General features: G+C 39.7%; 17 protein-coding genes. 9 read left to right on the top strand and 8 right to left on the bottom strand.

The window, feature by feature from the left end:
• Positions 1-22 precede the first annotated feature (22 nt).
• Both GXP67_RS23470 and GXP67_RS23465 read right to left on the bottom strand, forming a co-directional pair.
• Positions 23-1,219, bottom strand: a complete 1,197-nt coding sequence (locus GXP67_RS23470; protein ID WP_162445368.1) for an NRAMP family divalent metal transporter — start codon at positions 1,217-1,219, stop codon at positions 23-25.
• A gap of 135 nt (positions 1,220-1,354) precedes the next feature.
• Entirely contained in the window at positions 1,355-2,116 is a 762-nt protein-coding gene (locus tag GXP67_RS23465) for a LamB/YcsF family protein (protein WP_162445367.1), read from the bottom strand.
• Positions 2,117-2,240: 124 nt separating this feature from the next.
• On the opposite strand from GXP67_RS23465, the gene GXP67_RS23460 reads away from it, so the two are divergent.
• The 4 genes from GXP67_RS23460 to GXP67_RS23445 all read left to right on the top strand — a co-directional run bounded on the left by GXP67_RS23460 (position 2,241) and on the right by GXP67_RS23445 (position 6,393).
• Positions 2,241-2,735 (top strand): methylated-DNA--[protein]-cysteine S-methyltransferase, encoded by a 495-nt coding sequence (locus tag GXP67_RS23460; protein ID WP_162445366.1) that lies wholly within the window; start codon positions 2,241-2,243, stop codon positions 2,733-2,735.
• A 185-nt stretch (positions 2,736-2,920) separates the two neighbouring features.
• Positions 2,921-4,492, top strand: coding sequence for a circularly permuted type 2 ATP-grasp protein (locus tag GXP67_RS23455; protein ID WP_162445365.1), 1,572 nt, complete (start codon positions 2,921-2,923; stop codon positions 4,490-4,492).
• 65 nt (positions 4,493-4,557) lie between these two features.
• On the top strand, positions 4,558-5,505 hold the full coding sequence (locus GXP67_RS23450; protein WP_162445364.1) for an alpha-E domain-containing protein: 948 nt from the start codon (positions 4,558-4,560) through the stop codon (positions 5,503-5,505).
• A gap of 15 nt (positions 5,506-5,520) precedes the next feature.
• Positions 5,521-6,393, top strand: a complete 873-nt coding sequence (locus tag GXP67_RS23445; RefSeq protein ID WP_162445363.1) for a transglutaminase-like domain-containing protein — start codon at positions 5,521-5,523, stop codon at positions 6,391-6,393.
• A 180-nt stretch (positions 6,394-6,573) separates the two neighbouring features.
• Here the strand turns inward: GXP67_RS23445 and rplI are convergent, their stop codons facing one another.
• From rplI to GXP67_RS37505, 4 genes are all read right to left on the bottom strand, one after another.
• Complete coding sequence (gene rplI, locus GXP67_RS23440) at positions 6,574-7,017, bottom strand: 50S ribosomal protein L9 (RefSeq protein ID WP_162445362.1); 444 nt, start codon at positions 7,015-7,017, stop codon at positions 6,574-6,576.
• Positions 7,018-7,086: 69 nt separating this feature from the next.
• Positions 7,087-7,338, bottom strand: a complete 252-nt coding sequence (gene rpsR / locus GXP67_RS23435; RefSeq protein WP_162445361.1) for a 30S ribosomal protein S18 — start codon at positions 7,336-7,338, stop codon at positions 7,087-7,089.
• Positions 7,335-7,706 carry a 30S ribosomal protein S6 gene (rpsF, locus tag GXP67_RS23430; RefSeq protein WP_162445360.1) on the bottom strand — a complete coding sequence of 124 codons (372 nt, stop codon included), beginning with the start codon at positions 7,704-7,706 and terminating at the stop codon, positions 7,335-7,337. The genes rpsR and rpsF overlap by 4 nt, the downstream gene beginning before the upstream one ends.
• Positions 7,707-7,881: 175 nt before the next feature.
• Positions 7,882-9,072 (bottom strand): PA14 domain-containing protein, encoded by a 1,191-nt coding sequence (locus GXP67_RS37505; RefSeq protein WP_232064547.1) that lies wholly within the window; start codon positions 9,070-9,072, stop codon positions 7,882-7,884.
• Between the two features lie 523 nt (positions 9,073-9,595).
• Between GXP67_RS37505 and GXP67_RS23420 the strand changes: the two genes are divergently transcribed.
• From GXP67_RS23420 to GXP67_RS23405, 4 genes are all read left to right on the top strand, one after another.
• Positions 9,596-10,402: a MeeY/MeeF family manganese export membrane protein gene (locus GXP67_RS23420; protein ID WP_162445359.1), complete on the top strand. Its 807-nt coding sequence runs from the start codon at positions 9,596-9,598 to the stop codon at positions 10,400-10,402.
• Between the two features lie 273 nt (positions 10,403-10,675).
• Positions 10,676-11,347, top strand: a complete 672-nt coding sequence (locus GXP67_RS23415; protein ID WP_162445358.1) for a porin family protein — start codon at positions 10,676-10,678, stop codon at positions 11,345-11,347.
• Between the two features lie 364 nt (positions 11,348-11,711).
• Positions 11,712-12,896, top strand: a complete 1,185-nt coding sequence (locus GXP67_RS23410) for a C40 family peptidase (protein ID WP_162445357.1) — start codon at positions 11,712-11,714, stop codon at positions 12,894-12,896.
• Between the two features lie 180 nt (positions 12,897-13,076).
• Positions 13,077-13,970 carry a DMT family transporter gene (locus tag GXP67_RS23405; RefSeq protein ID WP_162445356.1) on the top strand — a complete coding sequence of 298 codons (894 nt, stop codon included), beginning with the start codon at positions 13,077-13,079 and terminating at the stop codon, positions 13,968-13,970.
• Between the two features lie 84 nt (positions 13,971-14,054).
• Here the strand turns inward: GXP67_RS23405 and GXP67_RS23400 are convergent, their stop codons facing one another.
• Positions 14,055-15,446, bottom strand: a complete 1,392-nt coding sequence (locus GXP67_RS23400) for a saccharopine dehydrogenase C-terminal domain-containing protein (protein WP_162445355.1) — start codon at positions 15,444-15,446, stop codon at positions 14,055-14,057.
• 168 nt (positions 15,447-15,614) lie between these two features.
• On the opposite strand from GXP67_RS23400, the gene cdd reads away from it, so the two are divergent.
• Entirely contained in the window at positions 15,615-16,100 is a 486-nt protein-coding gene (gene cdd, locus GXP67_RS23395; RefSeq protein ID WP_162445354.1) for a cytidine deaminase, read from the top strand.
• 100 nt (positions 16,101-16,200) lie between these two features.
• Here the strand turns inward: cdd and GXP67_RS23390 are convergent, their stop codons facing one another.
• A complete protein-coding gene (locus GXP67_RS23390) occupies positions 16,201-18,390 on the bottom strand; it encodes a LysM peptidoglycan-binding domain-containing protein (RefSeq protein ID WP_162445353.1) in 2,190 nt (729 codons plus the stop codon).
• Positions 18,391-18,635: the final 245 nt, after the last annotated feature.

Here is an 18,635-nt window from a genome sequence, read left to right as displayed (position 1 = left end):
ATCAATCCATCTATTTTCAAGATTATCCCCACAAATCCCCCAATTGATTCACCAAAGTAAACCCACCCATATACGCCATAAGTAATACTATGAGCCAGCCGAATAGGGTAAGCCAGATCGGATGTTTGTAGTTACCTATAATTTTTGACTGGTAAGCAGCAATTAGCATTGTAGCCAGTGTAATAGGTAAAATAAGTCCGTTGAGGGCACCAGCTAGAATAAGCAGTTTTACTGGTCTTCCGATGCTGATAAAAATCAGTGTTGAAATTAAAATGAATCCGATGACAAGTATATTCTGGTATTTAAATAAAGCCGGATGAAACGATTTGACAAAAGAAACTGACGTATAGGCAGAACCTACCACTGAAGTGATGGCCGCAGCAAACATCACAATTCCAAATAAAGCATATCCTATCCTACCGGCTGCCAGTTTAAACACAGATGCAGGCGGATTTTCAGCATCCAAGGTAAGGCCTTGGCTAATTACCCCCAGAGCGGCCAGAAAGAGAAAAACACGGATAATTGAAGCCAATCCGATACCAGATATCGCACTCATGGTTACTTGTGGCAAAACAGATTTTCCCTGAATTCCAGCATCCAGCAAGCGGTGCCCACCGGCAAATGTAATGTATCCGCCCACCGTCCCTCCAACCAGCGTTACAATGGCTATTTGGTCAATTTGCTGGGGCCAGAAGGTTCGGTAGGCAGCTTCTGCCACCGGAGGTTCTGCAACAATTGCTACATATATAATTAGAATGATCATTATTGCACCCATTATTTGGGCAAAGCGGTCCATGATTTTTCCGGCTTCTTTCAGCAAAAATATACCTATCGCTAAAATAGCTGTAATAACAGCGCCATTTTCTACTGATAGTCCAAATAATACATTCAATCCCAACCCTGCGCCGGCTACATTCCCGATATTAAAAGCAAACCCACCCAGTACAATCAGAAAAGAAATAAACAGACCCAATCCAGGTAGTAAAGTATTGGAAATTTCCTGAGCCCGTTTCCCGGAAACAGCAATGATCCGCCATATATTGAGTTGTATGCCTATATCTAGTAGTATAGAAACCAGGATGACGAATCCGAAACTGGCAGTTAAACTCTGGGTAAAGACGGTAGTTTGGGTCAGAAATCCAGGACCTACGGCAGAAGTTGCCATCAGGAAAGCGGCACCCAGTCCAATGCTCCAGTTCCGGCGGTGTTCAGTAGTCATGGGTTAGTGAGTGAATAGGAGATTGAGTAAATGAGCGAGTAATATTCCTTAATCTGTAAAGAAATCAACAATCTAACCATTCAACAAACGAAGTTCAGCGTAGCTAATGTAACAATATAGCCATTTAGCCATACATTATACTGCCCGGATAATTATACTTTCTCTACTTAGAAACTCCCGGATGGTATGCACAAAAGTCACAGCTTGTGATCCATCTCCATGAATACAAACTGTATCTGCTTGAATGGATATTTCCACTCCTGTTAAAGCTTTCACTTTTCCTTGTTTCACCATATCAACTACTTGTCTGGCGGCTAGTGCTGGGTCTGAAAGTAGGGCGTGAGGCAAATTCCGTGGTGTTAAGGTGCCATCTGGCTGATAGGTACGGTCGGCAAATACTTCCTGCGCCGTTTGTAAACCTAATTTATTTCCAGCTTTGATGAGTTCACTGCCAGCCAGTCCGTATAGTATGAGTTGAGGATTTACTTTGAAAATGGCTTCGGCAATGGCTTCAGCTAATCTACCGTTAACTGCTGCCATATTATATAAAGCCCCATGCGGTTTCACATGATGCAACTTCCCTGCTTCTGCCTGCACAAATGCCCAAAGCGCCCCTACCTGGTATACGATTAGATCAAAAGCTTCTTCCGGTGAGATCACCATCATACGCCTTCCAAAACCAACCAGGTCCGGCAAGCCAGGATGAGCGCCTATGGCTACCTTATGCTGCATAGCCAGTTTTACTGTTTTCCGCATGACCGAAGGATCACCGGCATGGAAACCGCAGGCAATATTAGCAGAACTAATATATGGCAAAATCTGCTCATCGGCACCCAAGTGATACGCGCCAAAACTTTCCCCTAAATCACAGTTTAAATCTATATAAGAATTGGCCATGTAATTCTATTTACTAGTCATGTGTCTTTAGTCCCATCATAAATGTAAAGAAAGATTCAAGGGAAAAGTAATCAGCAAGAAATTTTTAGAAAATCACTAATTTGGGACAGTTAATCCTTATTGTATGGAATCCCCTTATACCACCTTCTTCTCCTCTCCCATTGGATTGATGGAAATCAACAGTACGGACAAAGCAGTTACTACTGTTTCCTTTGTAGAAACCAAAGAGAAAGCGCCAAGCGTTTCAATGCCAGATTGCCTGAAAGAATGTGTGGAGCAGTTAGACGAGTATTTTCGTGGCGCAAGAAAGGCTTTCACGATTCCTACTTTGCTGGAAGGCACTTCTTTCCAGCAGCAGGTATGGCATGAACTGGGAAATATCCCTTTCGGAAAAACAACTTCTTATATGGCAATGGCCCGGAAGTTAAACAACCCGAATGCGATGCGAGCCATTGGCAATACCAATAGCAAGAACAAAATATGTATTCTTCTCCCCTGCCACCGGGTAATAGGCCATGATGGGAGCCTGGTGGGATATGCCGGAGGCTTATGGCGGAAAAAGTGGTTGCTGGCACATGAACAAACATATTCTGGTTATCAGCAGATGAAGCTTTTTTAGATAAGTTTCTGGATTCATCTAAAACCTAGCACAATACCTTTAATCCTTCCAATATTAAATTGCATTTAACTCATTTTAAGGGAATAAAATTATGCATTCTTAGAAATAGGTAAAATTATATTTCATTTTTTAAAAGCATTTCCTTATTTTAATTGGGTAAATTGGTATAACCTTTCCCAGTTATTATGAACGCTTTAACTCTTCCGCAAATTAATAGCGGTGTATTTGCTGATTACCTGATACAATCTCACTTTCTGGATGAGGTATTTGAAAATGGCGGCCTGATCAATCCACACTATCAGCAGGTACTTGATCAGTTCTCTCAATTTTCTGCAGACGACTTCAGGGAATTAAATGAACATGCCAAAGTTTCGTTTTTTAACCAGGGCGTTACGTTTGCCGTATACTCCGATAAATCCAAAGGCGTTGAACGGATTTTCCCTTTTGATCTTTTCCCCAGAATTATACCTGGCAAAGAATGGCAACGGCTGGAAGAAGGTATTATCCAGCGTAATATGGCCATTAACCTGTTCATCCACGACATTTACCACGATAAACTCATTCTGAAAGATGGCGTAGTACCGGCCGAATTGATATTCAGTTCCAAACATTATACAAAAGCTATATTAGGTTTTACGCCAGTTGGTAAAATTTACAACCACATTTCCGGTACTGACCTGATCAAACACTGCGATGGGGAGTATTATGTACTGGAAGATAATGTGCGTTGTCCGTCCGGGGTAAGTTATGTGCTTTCTAACAGGGAAGCTATGAAAAAGACTTTATTCCCGCTGTTCCGCAAATACAATGTACGTTCGGTACAGGAATATTCCCTGCAATTGCTGGCAACCATGCAATCGGTGGCTCCCGAAGGAGTAGATAACCCTACATGTGTGATACTTACGCCGGGCATGTATAACTCTGCTTATTATGAACATTCCTTTCTCGCGCTGAATATGGGTATACCTCTGGTAGAAGGGCGGGATTTATTTGTAGACAAAAACTTTGTATACATGAAAACCATCTACGGTCCTAAACGGGTAGATGTGATTTACCGCCGGGTGGATGATGATTTTATTGATCCGCTGGCTTTCCGTCCGGATTCGGTGCTGGGAGTACCAGGATTGATGGGGGCTTACCGGGAAGGAAATGTAAGTTTACTGAATGCACCTGGAACTGGCGCTGCCGACGATAAAGCAGTATATACCTATGTGCCTGATATTATCCGCTATTACCTGGGTGAAGAACCTATCCTGAACAACGTACATACCTACCGATGCGAAATTGACAGTGAATACAAATATGTGCTGGAAAACATGGAAAAACTGGTAATTAAGCCAGTAGACGAATCCGGCGGCTATGGTATTCTGATTGGTAGCAACTCCACTAGACAGGAACGGGAAGATTTCAGGCGGGTGATCACTGCTAACCGCCGTAAATATATTGCCCAGCCCATTATGTCGCTGTCGGTACATGCTACATTTATTGAAGATGAAAACCGCTTTGAACCCCGCCATATTGATCTGCGCACCTATGCATTATTGGGTAAAGATAAACAGTATGTGCTCAAAGGTGGTCTTTCCAGGGTAGCGCTCCGCAGGGGTAGTCTCATTGTAAATTCATCTCAAGGCGGAGGCTCTAAAGATACCTGGGTTGTGTCCGACTATGAATCAAAAGTCATTCACCAGAGTATGAATGGCGATACGATGAGTCAAACTATGGGCTCGATGAAACAGGAAATGAAAGGTTTCAAATAGTTTTTGTTGAATATTTTTCAACAAGCGAATATACCAATCCACTTTATCAACTATTATTTATTTCAATGCTTTCAAGAATCGGGAACAGTTTATTCTGGATGGGCCGCTATATCGAACGGGCGGAACATCTGGCCAGATATACCAAAGTACAATATGTATCTTCTCTGGATGCACCCCTGGCGCAAACCAAAGAATTTGTACTGGAATCCATCCTCAACATGGCTGGTATCACAGCTAATTATTACCAAAAATATCCGCAACTCACTGATGAAGAAGTACTTTATTTTGTAACCTTAGATGAGAGTAATCCGTTCTCTATCCTTTCTAATATTGGATTTATACGGGAAAATGCCAGAGGAGCCAGAGATTGTATTTCTCTTGAATTGTGGGAAGCCATCAACCGCTTTTATCATACGATGAATAGCTATGATGCAGAAAAATTACTCGACGAAGGCATCTACGAATTTTCACAGCAGGTAGAAGGCAACAGTTCTGTTCTCAAAGGCTATATAGATAACACCTTGATCCGCAATGAAGTATGGATGCTGATAGCGATGGGAATTCATATGGAACGTGCGATTCAGGTAGCCAGGATACTGATTACCAAATTGAAAGACATAGATAAGATTGATCCAGCCAAGCTGGGCGGTCCGGTTGAAAATTACCAGTGGACTACCTTACTGATGAGTGCCGAATCTTTCGATATGAACAAGCGGTATTATAAAGCAAATCCTAACCGGCGCAATTCTCTGGAATTTCTGCTGTTCAATCCGGCTTTTCCTAAGTCTATTGTGTATAACCTGAATCTGGTACAGGAAGCCATTGAGCATATTTCTTTTCAGGGGCAAACAGGAAAAGGATCTATTAGTTTTATGGCCGGAAGAATAGCCACACAGTATAAGTTTTTAACGATTGAAGAAGTGGAAGATGATATAGTAGAATTTTTGAGTGATACCCTCAATAAAATCTACGACATCGCCAGGCTGCTGGAAGAGAAATATTTAATTTATTAAGAAAGAAATTATCCTATGACCACCGAATACCAGATAGAATATTATACACACAATGTATATGAGACGCAAGTAACAGATGCTTATTTTGAGTTTCTGGTGGCACCTTGCAAGGATGCAACCCAGGAAATAACCAAGCTTCACTTTACCAATACCTTAGGAGAGGAATTGTACTTTCACAGCAATCCTTTTGGTTTACAGGTGGCTTGTTTGCGTACGATTAAGCCTTTTACCGACTTTGCTTTTTGTATGAAAGCCACTGTCGAAAAAGTGCACCATAATCCGTATAACATCAGTCAGCTTTCGCTGAAAGAGGAACAATCTAGTCTGCTGTCACGGGATTTCTACATAGACCATCATTTATATCTGGAATACTCTAAGTATACCACCATTTCTGATGTATATTCCGATCTGATTCTATACCGCAAAACCGATCAATCAATATTTGACTTTTTGCAGCAACTCAACCAGTATATTTATGACATGCTGGAATTTGACACCGATCCAACGGATGTACATACGACACCCGATGAGGTGATTTTCCTAAAAAAAGGCGTTTGTCAGGATTATTCGCATTTATTTCTGGCCATGGCCCGTAAAAACCGCATTCCTTGCCGCTACGTTTCCGGTTATTTAAACCAGGGAAACACTAATTTTGTAGGAGCGGCTGTAATGCATGCCTGGGCAGAAGCTTTTATTCCAGGACATGGCTGGCATGGCTTCGATCCAACCAATAATTTATTAGCTGATTTAAATCACATTAAAGCGGCTCATGGTGCCGATTATAGTGATTGCAGCCCACTGAAAGGAGTACTTAAAACGATAGGTTCGCACACCATGGATTACCAGGTAAAAGTAATTCCACATGTGATGGAAAATGCACAGCAATAGTTATTGAGTATAAAGTATGAAGATTAAAAGATCTTAAAAGGAATTCCTTTTATAAACGATTTGATCTGAATGTTATAGCAAACTAAAAAGCCGTTAATTATTAACGGCTTTTTAGCTTTATAGGCTACTAAATTTAGAAGATATCAAAGCAATCTTACTACTAAGTACTCACTACTAAGATTAGGCAGCTACAACTTTGAAGTTTACTTTGTGCTTTACTTCTTTGTGCAGGTCTAACAGAACGGTATAATCTCCTTCTGTTTTCACTTCAGATTCGAAAGAGATTTTCTTTCTGTCTACATCAAAGCCTTTGGCTTTCAGGGCATCAGCGATTTGCAGGGTAGTTACTTTACCGAAGATTTTTCCGCTTTCGCCTACTTTTGCCGGAATCTCCAGGGTAGTATCTCCGATAGAATCGGCTAACTCTTGTGCATCTTTTCTGATTTTTTCTACCTTATGCGCAGCCTGCTTAATGTTTTCTTCCATTACTTTTTTATTGGAAGAATTAGCAATCACGGCATATCCTTGCGGAATCAGGTAATTACGGCCATATCCTGGTTTTACAAGTACCACTTCGTTTTTGTAACCCAGTCCGGCTATATCTTCTTTTAATATTACTTCCATTTTTAAATGAATTTGAATGTTTGGCGTATCAATGAAGAAATAAGCATTCTTCACTCACACATAAAATATCTATTTTAAAGAATCGGTTACGTAAGGAAGCAAGGCTAAATGCCGGGCTCTTTTTACGGCCTGGGCCACTTTACGCTGGAATTTCAAACTAGTACCGGTTAACCGCCGGGGAAGGATTTTACCTTGTTCGTTTACAAATTTCAGCAAAAAGTTGGCATCTTTATAATCGATATAGCGGATACCATTTTTCTTAAAACGACAATATTTCTTTCTATTCTCGTTTTTGTGCATTGGTTCGTTCATCAGTGTCATGCTTGTGCCTCCTTCGTTTCAGTGTTTTTTCTTCCTACTAAACCTCTTCTTTTTCTGTCGTTGTAATCAACGGCAAATTTATCTAATGCTGTGTTTAAGAATCTCAGCACACGTTCATCCCGGCGGTATTCGGTTTCCAGAACGCCAATTAAAGAAGTAGGTGCTTTGAATTCGATCAGGTTATAAAAACCTGTGTTTTTGTGCCCGATCGGATAGGCCAGTTTTTTCAGGCCCCAATTGTCTTCATGCACGATTTCAGCGCCGTTGTCAGTCAGCACTTTTCTGAATTTTTCGACAGTATCCTTCATCTGGACATCAGACAAAACGGGAGTTAAAATGAATACCGTCTCATAGTTTTTTAATTCCATGATTAATTGTTTTTACTTAAAATAGGGATTATTAAAAATTGAGCCTGCAAAGATAGGAGCTGACCGTCTGCTAAACAAGTGTTTAGAATAAATTAAATCAGGGAATAATTAATATGGCTGAGCGCCTGTATTGAAAAGTAAATCTTAATCTTTATTGAAAATTTATGGAGTAAAATTACTTCACTGCAAATTCCACCCTTCTGTTTTTCTTTTTATTATCCTCTGTGTTATTAGGAGATACCGGATACAAACCGCCAAATCCTTTGTATTCAAGCCTATCGCTGGCAATACCTTTGGCAATCAGATAGTCAGCTACTGATTTGGCTCTATCTCTGGAAAGCTGCACATTCAGGTTGAAGTCCCCTACATTGTCGGTATGGCCGGTGATGGCGATCTTCATTCCGGGATATTTTTGAAGCGTATTTACCAGCTTATCGAGTTCTTCAGATGACTCAGGCCGGAGCTCATGTTTGCTCTGGTCGAAAAAAATATGATTGAGCACGATGGATTTTCCTGCCTCCAGGTTTTCGAATATTTCTTTCGGTGCGGCTTCTTTTTTTGTCTCCGCCTCAGGCGGTGCTGGTTTTTCAATGACTGGTTTGGGCGTTTCCTTTTTCTGTGATACAGGTGTTTCTACATCGTCATTGGCATCATCTTCGGCTGGCTTGGATACCACTTTTTTAGCTACTGGCTTTACTTCTCCTATTAGTTTCTTCTCTGTCTTAGCTGGAGCGGTTTTAGGGGGCACAGGTTTTTTGTTTGCTGCAGCTATTGGTGTTGTTTTCTTTTGTGTAGCAACAGGCGTAAGTTTTTCTGGTGAGCTAAATACATAGTTCGGATTAAATGGTTGTTCAGGTTCTTTTTCAAATGCCCAGGAAGCTCTGGCTACAGCAGCACTGGGTTTCATTTGCGAATATTCTATTTTCAAGTCGTGTACCTGTTTGCCGGTAAGAGCAATCTGGCCGGTAAAGGCTGTAGCGCGGTTAAGGTACCAGCGGTCAATCACCAGTTTTTTATTTACCCATAGCCGAACGCCATCATCAGCCACAAAAACAAAGGTATAGGTTCCAGTTTCCGGTGCATATACTTTTCCAGTCCATCGTACGGAGAAATAGCCTGGATCAATTCTGGGGTCTGGGCCACGGCCATATAATGCAAAATCAATCGTTTTCTCTATCCTGGTAAATACCTTCTGCTCAAAGTTGGAGCCATTATAATATTCAGCCTTAAATCCATCTCCCTGCGCTTTGGTGATATCGAATTTTGTACCCGGCTTACTAGAAATGGGTAGATTACTTTTTACCTGAGCCGCTGCCATTTGCAGAATACATAGACTGACAGCCATTAGAGCGTACAATTTTTTCATGGCAGTAAGGAGGTGGGTATATTCCTTAAACGTTAACATCAAATAAATAGCTCATAATTTAGCAGAAATTTATCTGTAACCTTATTCATTTTTTTCCTGGTATTCAGCTCTATTTACAGCCGGATACGTGATACTTAGAAATTTGGCTAACCGCACGTTACTGCATTATTTATAAAAGAGATTTATGTGAAAGGCATTTTAATTTTAAGCTAAACCAAGGAAGACATATTGGGAATTCTGTAATAGAGTTTTTAAACCTGCAAATATCTTTTATATTTGAGTAATTAAGCACAGGCACACATATTTTACCGGATAAACATATACAGGCTTTTTCATAATAGTAACTCAATTATACTAAACAATGAATTTATACACATTCTATCCATATATTCAACCAGCATATCTTACTTTACATTTTCCGGCATATCCAAACATTCCTAACTCTTTTATATTATAACAACCACAATCTTAATTATTTAATAAGCAATATACTTTTACACTGCAGATATTCTGAGTTCATTGTATGGATTATCTTATTCAGGTTTTACAGCAGCTATTTGGGCAAGATTTGAAAGCTGCTGCTTTTGTGGTACTTAATTTAATTATCATCGAAAGTTTGTTATCAGTAGATAATGCTGCGGTGCTGGCTACTATGGTAATGGATTTGCCCAGGCAGCAACGGGCTAAAGCCTTGCGGTATGGCATTATCGGGGCATATGTTTTCAGAGGTTTGTGTTTATTACTCGCTTCCTGGATTATCAATTTCGGATGGCTGAAAGCCCTAGGTGGCTTATATTTGTTGTGGCTGGCCATTAATTACTTTAAAACAAGAGCTACTCCCAAAGATGATGACGATACCTTAAATAAAGACAGCAATAAAGTCTACCGCACCATGCTGCGCTTGATGGGTGGTCCATTCTGGGCTACTGTTGTATTTGTGGAGATTATGGACCTTGCTTTTTCTATTGATAATGTTTTTGCTGCCGTTGCTTTTACCGATAACCTTTACCTGATCTGGATCGGTGTTTTTCTGGGAATCCTCTCTATGCGTTTTGTGGCGCAGGGATTTGTTAAACTCATGGAACGCTTTACTTTTCTGGAACCAACTTCTTTTGTAGTAATTGCTTTACTGGGTATAAAACTATTGGTGGCTTATATCAGTGAATTTGACAAAACAAGCCGCTTTTATCATTTTCTCAATAGCGAAGAAACCGATCTGTATGTTTCTATTCTTACGGTTCTTATTTTTTTCGTACCTATCCTCACCTCCCTTCTTTTCAACTACCCCAAACACAAACATCGTGAGCAAATAATAGCAGAGAAAAAATAATATTTCTGCACTTGTTATAATGCATTTATAGTATATTTGGCCATCTACAGGCTGAATATAAATTTAATTAAATACATACGAAAGCTCTCTTTAAGACAAGTCTTAACCAAAGGCGGCTCACCATCTGTTAGATTATTTTAACCATTTGAGAATAGCAACCTAGGTTGAAGTTGTACGTATAGGCACTTTTTGCTCAAATGATTTCCGCTATCAGTTTCCAGCCTTTTTTATCAGGAAAACACTATTGAAAAAATGTATTATATTGATACAGCTATGAATAAAATATATCTTTTATATATTCTGTTTATGTTGCTTTGTACAAAAGCCGAGGCGCAAATTTCGTTAGTTCCGAGAGTAGGATTAACTTTTTCCACGGTTGCTTTTGAAAACAATATATGGGAAGACAGAAAGATTGTAACAGGTTTCACAGCTGGTGTAGGAGTAAATTACAGCCTGACCGGAGATAACTTCCTGTCTATTCAACCTGAAATAATATATACCCAGAAAGGGTTTGCTGCTAAAGGAAGTTTTCTTACGGTGGATTATGATGGTACCTATCGTTTAAATTACCTGGAACTGCCCCTACTGCTCAAACTCAGCTTTGGCAACGAAACCATCCATGCGTATGTAAATGCCGGTCCTAGTGTTGGATATTTACTCAATGGCAGGGTAAGAGGGAGCAGCAACTTACTCGGCACTACTGCCAGTATTGATGAACCCATTGAATTTACAGAAACCCCAAATACGCTTGATATCACCGAACTCGATGCCAACCGGATAGAAGTATCAGCCAATGCCGGTATTGGCATAGGATACCTCATCAGCGAAAAAGCCACTTTATTTCTCGATATACGCTATAGCCTGGGTGTTACAGATTTTGACCAGACGCAGGCTTCAAAAAACAGAGTAATTGCCTTATCTGCAGGTTTACAAATTCCTTTCTGATCTATATCTAGCTGATAAGCCATTCATAGATAGCTTTTTACTCTCATGTAATAAGAAAATCTATGCTTTCCTGGATAATGTACTAATTGAGCAAAGTATTATTTTGTATTCCCTTAAAAACATTTCATATTGCTAAGAAACAGCTGTAAATATATTGTTGTATTTTAAACTTTATAGATAAATTATTTGTAATAAAACAAGGTTACTAACTACTATCCCATACATAAAATTTACATACCAGGGTAAAAGAATCTACAAAAGTAAACGTAAAATAAATGATTGCTTTTATACGTTTTTGTACAGACCTTTTTACCCATTTTTACGTATAGGGTTTTCGTTGTTTAAAACAAAAATATAAATCTGAATGAATAGAATTATTCTAATAGGCTGTACGCTCCTGCTGGTTTCGGCCTGTAGGTCGGGTAAAAATATGGCGTCTCATGAGTCAATAAAACGCATGGTTACGTCTGTTAAACAGGAATACGCACCCGACAAAAGAGTAGCCATTTTCAAAGTAGAAGCTTCAGGCAAAAAAAATAATGTCATTCTAAAAGGTGAAACTAATTTACCCGAAGCAAAGACTAAATTAATACAGGCTTTACAGGAGCAAAATGTATCTTTCCAGGATAGCATACATATGCTGCCTGCTCCAATTATCGGCGATAAAACATATGGTGTCGTTTCTATTTCTGTAGCCAATATCCGCTCCGAGCCTGAACATTCATCAGAGCTGGCTACACAGGCAATTTTAGGTACGCCTCTGAAAGTATTAAATAAAGTAGGCTACTGGTATCAGGTACAAACACCCGATGATTATATTTCATGGGTGGATGAAGGTGGTATTCAACTCATGAATAAACAGGAATTTACTGCCTGGCAGAATACGGAGAAATTAATTTATCTGAATTTATATGGTGTTTCTTTTACTGAACCCACCTTGCAAGGACAACCTGTATCTGACCTGGTAAGTGGCAATGTATTACAATTAAAAGAGGAAACCGGTGACTATTATAAAATTGGTTATCCCGATGGACGGGAAGGTTATATACCAAAATCTGCAGCTAAACCTTATGCGAGCTGGGTAGCTTCTATACAAGCTTCAGAAAACTCACTGGTAAGCACGGCCAAACAGTTGATGGGTATTCCTTATTTATGGGGAGGCACTTCTTTAAAAGGTGTGGATTGCAGTGGATTTACGAAAACAGTATACTTTCTGAATGGTATGGTATTGCCAAGAGATGCTTCCCAGCAAGTACACACCGGAGATGCCATAGATACTTCCCATGGATTTGAACAACTAAAACCTGGAGACCTACTGTTTTTTGGAAAGCCTGCTACGTCTAATTCATCTGAAAAAGTGATTCATGTAGGTATGTGGATTGGAAACAATGAGTTTATTCACTCTTCCGGCAAAGTTCGAATCAGTTCTATCGATAAAAATGCATCAAACTTTGATGAGTCAAATACCAAGCGTTTCTTGCGGGCTAAAAGGATTTTAAATACAACCAATGGAGATATTTTGCATCTGCAAAGCGCCAAACTGTATTAACCAATAACATATATTTTTATAAAAGAGCAGAATTAATTCTTAATTCTGCTCTTTTATTTTGAGTATCATGGCCGAGAAGTTGAATAGATTATTTAAAATGAGATCTTCTCAAAGCAATATTAGTGCATACTTAATACAATCCGACTTTAATACCTGTACCTTTTCAAGCACCATTAGTTTATGCCGCTTACCCGGATAAAAGAAAACAAAACCACCCTTGCCTGGATCTTACTTATCATTCTGGCTTTAATCTGGGGGAGTTCATTTATTCTGATCAAAAAAGGAGTAGCTGTGTATAGCGCCCCTCAGGTAGGCTCGCTTCGGATAGTACTGGCAGCTGTAATTTTATTGCCTTTAGCTATTATTCATCTAACCAAAGTACCACGCAGCAAATGGGGAATACTATTTATATGTGGCTTATTAGGCAATCTAATTCCTTCATTTCTATTCTCCATAGCTGGCACTAAGCTCAATAGTTCTGTATCGGGAATCCTCAATGCACTTACCCCTTTATTTACACTTATCATTGGCTCACTGTTTTTCCGGAAACAAATTTCTATGCTGAAAATAACAGGGATTTTAGTGGGTTTTGCCGGATGTGTATTGCTGATCTTTATGAATGCCAGTGGCAATTTTCAGCTCAATAATTATTATGCCCTGCTTCCGGTTGCAGCTACCATCTGCTATGGTCTCAATGGTAATTTAATCAGCCGGTATTTGGCTGGAATCAAACCCTTACATATCGCTGCTCTCTCGTTGTGCTTCGTTGGGCCACTGGCTGGCATCTATCTGTTTAGTACAGATATAGATATGGATCTGGTATTATCTAGTGAAGGCATCAGCGCATTGGGGTTTATTTCGATCTTGGGTATTGTAGGAACCGCCCTGGCAACAATAATATTCAACAAGGTGATTCAATTGTCCGGACCTTTATTTACAAGTTCTGTTACCTATTTAATACCTGTAGTAGCTTTGGGATGGGGAATTCTGGATGGTGAAACGCTCAACTGGATACAATATGTGAGCATGCTCGCTATTATTTTAGGCGTATACGTGGTAAATAAAGCTAAATAACCCAACCGATTTCCTTAGTATGAAATTGGTTGGGTTATTTATTATATAGCAAAATGCCGCTTTTAACAAATCAAGACAAAATACTTATACAGATACTTTACCAGCACTTGTTTCGGTATGTTCTTTGAATTGAATGCCCAGATGCTCCAGTTCTTCCATCACAGGCTCATAAATTTCCCGCCACACAGGTATTTGGACACCTTTCGCATCTATTTTTCCCTGAATAATAAGTTTGGCGGCTACGGCTAGGGGTAAACCTACCGCTTTGGCCATAGCTGTGTGTATAGAATCCTCCCCTTTGATAATAAGAGATGACACCAGATTTTTCTTTTCTCCATTCAACTCGTAATTAAATTGATGCTGCATGACCACCATGTCTTTATCATTAGGCGCTAACATCCATCTTCTTTCGAGTAATTGTTGTAAAATCTGTGCAGGGGTGGCATTGGCAAGATCTATTTTTTCATCACCGAAAATGCCAAGCCATTTCAGTTTTTCCATTTCTTCACCAGACTCACTAACACCCATGTATTCGGCAACCCTTTGCTCAATGGATTTGCTTTCTTCAGATTCATTGGAAAGAAAGGTACTCACAAAATCATGGTAGGTCATGTTTTCAGAATTCTCCAGCGTATAACTATCATCGGTTACACCCAGTTTTACAAGTAATTGCCAGGCTTTGCAAAATCCATTTTTACGCAAGGTACCACGTACAATCGTATCCGCATTTTGAAGGCCGTATACTTCCCGGTAAGAGAGCGAATCGCGGTTGCCATATGCTTCCAGAACACCAAACTCATCTACAGATACTTGTTCTGCTCTGGCAAAAATCTGATGAGGAGGTATATATTTGTAATCTCCGTCTTCCATATACTTAACTGTACTCTGCCCGGCGATTACCACATTGCGGGGGTTCCAGGTAAATTTATAACCCCAGGGATTATTATCAGATTCTGAAGATACCAGGCCACCACAATATGATTTGAAAGAAGTGATATTAGCGCCATTTTCGGTTAAATGATTAATCACCTGCATGGCCGACATATGGTCGATACCAGGGTCTAAACCCATTTCCATCAGGATCAGCACATTTTCTTTTAATGCTTCTTTGTGTAGTTCCTTAATTTCAGGTGAAATATAGGAAGCCGTGAGCAGGTGTTTGCCAAACCGGATACAAGTACGCGCTACATGAATATGGTATACCGCAGGTAGCATAGAAATCACAATATCTGTCTGGCTGATTTGTTTTTCACGCTGTTTCTGATCAAAAATATTAAACAGAATAGCCTCTACATGCGGATACATTTCTGTTTTTCTCTGAGCCTGTTCAAGGTCAGTGTCTCCAACTGTTAATTTCCATCCTTGTTCTGGCGCTTGCTTGGCTAAATATTCTATCAGGTACGTGGAAGAACGTCCGGCACCCAGAATTAATATTTTTTTCTCCGTTGGTGTGGTATTGTTTGAAGGAAAAGTCATACCTATAAAGTTTAGGTTCAATTGTCGTTTAAATGGTGTCCAAACTAAAGCAATTAATAAGGATATAAACTATTTAAGATTATTTTGAATATTAATTATATTCAATTACATTTAATCCCCTTTTTAATTTGGTTCACGATAATGTGCTAAATTAAGGGAATATAAAACATGAAAAAATTAGATTTAAAGATTTTTATAGAAGAATATACGGTGAATGAGTTGCCTGAGGCAGATAAAGATCTATTTAGCAAAGCCAAACAAGCTTGTGAACAGGCTTATGCTCCTTATTCTAACTTTTATGTAGGCGCTGCTATTTTGCTGGAAAACGGAACTATTGTATTGGGAAACAACCAGGAGAATGCTGCCTATCCTTCCGGGATGTGTGCCGAAAGAACCGCAATTTACGCTACTGGTGCCAATCATCGGGGACAGAAAATAATCGCTATTGCTGTAGCTGCCTGTAAAGGAACTGATTATACATTTATTCCGGTTGCTCCTTGTGGTGCCTGCCGTCAGGCTATGCTCGAATATGAAAGTAAACAGGATCAGCTTATCCGCCTCATTCTACAATCAGGTGATAATGCGTGTTATATTATTCCTTCGATAAGCACCTTATTACCACTCCAGTTCACACGAAAAAATTTACTGGGTTGATACACAACAGCAATTCTTAAAATGCCAGTTGGCTTGTTATACAAGCCAACTGGCTTAAAAAAGCAATATTTGCTATCAAATAGACTGCCTTAGCAAATTCCTATTTTCCGGACTTAATTTTTAGTATTTCACCAACAGACACTCCTAAGTCTGATTTGTTATTCCACGTGGCAATGTCTTTTACTGTAACGGCATACTCTTTCGCAATCTTATATAAATTATCTCCTTTCCGGACTGTATATTCTATAAACTCTTCCGTAGGTTCTTGTTGCACTAATTCTTCTTGTACTGGTTGAGCAGGTGCTGCTTCAATTACCAGGAGTTGCCCTATTTTCAACCCATCAGACGGTTTTAAATTATTCCATTCCCGTAACTGAGCTATACTCACATTATAAATTTTTCCGATCGCATATAAAGTCTGTCCGGTAGTAACCGTGTGTGTTTTACCTTCTATAGGCTTTGTTTCTTCAGGCTGTGAAACTTCTGATTTTACTGGCTCAGGCGCTTTATCAGTTACTGTAGATGACACAGATGGTTTCTCTATTTCAGATTCCTGCTCTGTTATTTCTTCCTCTTCGGTAGTTTCTGCGCCAGGCTTAGGCTCAGGCTCATTTTGAGTAGTGCTTGCTACATTTACCGGCTCCTTTTTTTCCACAACTGGTTCAGGCTTTTCTTCAGCAGGTTTTGCAACTACTTTGCTCTCTTCTACCGGTTTCGCCGCCTGTTTCTCTTCAGCCGGTTTTACGACTGGTTTTTTCTCCTCCGCTTTTGTAACTGATTTTTCTACCGGAGGCTTAGCAACAGGTTTCTTTTCTTCCACTTTTGTCACTGGCGGTTTTTCTGCGGAAGATTTTACAGGAGTCTGTTTCTTCTCCTCTGCAGGTTTGGAAATATTTGTTTTTTGAGGTATTGGATCTGGTTTAGATGGTGTTTTTACAGCCACAGGCGGCTTTGGAACATCCCGGATTTCCACTGGTTCCCTGGACGGACGGGTAGAACGAAGCCATATTACCCGGCCATGTTTTAGTTTTTCTGGCCGTTTCATCCGGTTTTTCTTTAGCAGCGCACTTAAAGTAATCCCGTATTTCTGAGAAATCTGCCACATGGTTTCACCTTCTGTTACAATATGCTCATCTACTTTAGCTTTATTCCGCTTTTTACGCAGATAATATACCTCACCAGGAATCAGTGCTTCATTCGCCTTCAGGTCATTATACTTAATGAATTTCTCCCTGGCAACTCCGCTGGCATCGGCCAGTTTAGCAATATTGTCACCTGGCTGTGCCTGTACCCCAGGTTTGCCATTCACTGTATAGAAAATCACCTTTTTATTTGCACGGCTGCGGCTCTTTTTCTCTTTTAGCACCGGAAAAGCCGTATTCAGGTCAGATTGTGAAGCGATAATAGGTTCAGTATACCCTTCCGCCACAGGTGTCTCTGGTACTGGTGTATTCATGCGGGCCATTAGTTCGCTGGCTTTATGGGTAGGCGCAGGAATAATTACAATATAATCTCTGTTTTCGGGTACCCTCTTTTTATTCAGCCATTTGTTATACATTTCCAGATTCTCTGCGGTAACCTCCATATGCCTGGCAATATCACTTAAGGTTTTCCCTTTCACATCTGTATACTGAAGCAAAGTAAGAGCAGGCTTTGTATTTTTGCCGATTTCATCCTGAAACACAAGTTTGTGGGCCAGAAATTTAATAATGTACCAGTGCGTACGTACATCAATATCCATCTTCTCCACCCCAATATCCCGCTGGTTTATCATCGTTTTAGCACCACCCAGGCCTACATTATAAGACAGCAGGGTAAATACCCAGTTTTTTAGAAAATTATTGTTTCTTTTCAAATATCTGGCGGCTCCTCTGGTCGCTGAAATAATATGCTTGCGCTCATCTATGTCTCCATCTACTACCAAACCGACTTCTAAAGCTGATTCTTTTTTGAATTGCCAGTAGCCTACTGCATTTGATGTTGAAACTGCATCTGATACCAATGAACTCTCCTGAACTGCCAGATATTTAAAGTCGTCTGGCAAGCCTTCTTCTTCCAGAATTTTCTCAATCACCGGAAAATACATATCTACCCGTTCCAGTTTCATCTGAAAATATTTATCACTTTTCTGGAGAATATCCATATCTGCCTGTATCCGTTTGCGGCCTTGCTCGCTAATGCGGAGTTTCATACCAGCAAAATCTACAGTATAGGGAACGTCAGCAGCAAAAACAGAAAAATTGACCAGAGAAAAAACTAAAATGAGTACAGAGAAGGGGTTTCGCTTCATTGTAAGAGAGTAATAATATAAGTATGGGTGCAAAACTTCGTAAAGCTATCTCTTTATATAAAAATATTAGTATCGGTACCCATAGAATTTTAATTTTTACAGAAAATCTACCATTTAGTACTAAACTGTTATTCTCTTTTCATTCACAAACATTCGATTCAACAAAAAAAGGCAGATTTTCTTTTTAGTTTAACGTTTGCTCTTACTAAATAAGTATGGAATTGGGTGGTGAAACTCCTCTTTTT

The organism is Rhodocytophaga rosea (assembly GCF_010119975.1).
Lineage (GTDB): Bacteria > Bacteroidota > Bacteroidia > Cytophagales > 172606-1 > Rhodocytophaga > Rhodocytophaga rosea.
The sequence above is the reverse complement of the archived record's forward strand: the minus strand, read 5'-3'. Positions and strand labels throughout refer to the sequence as shown.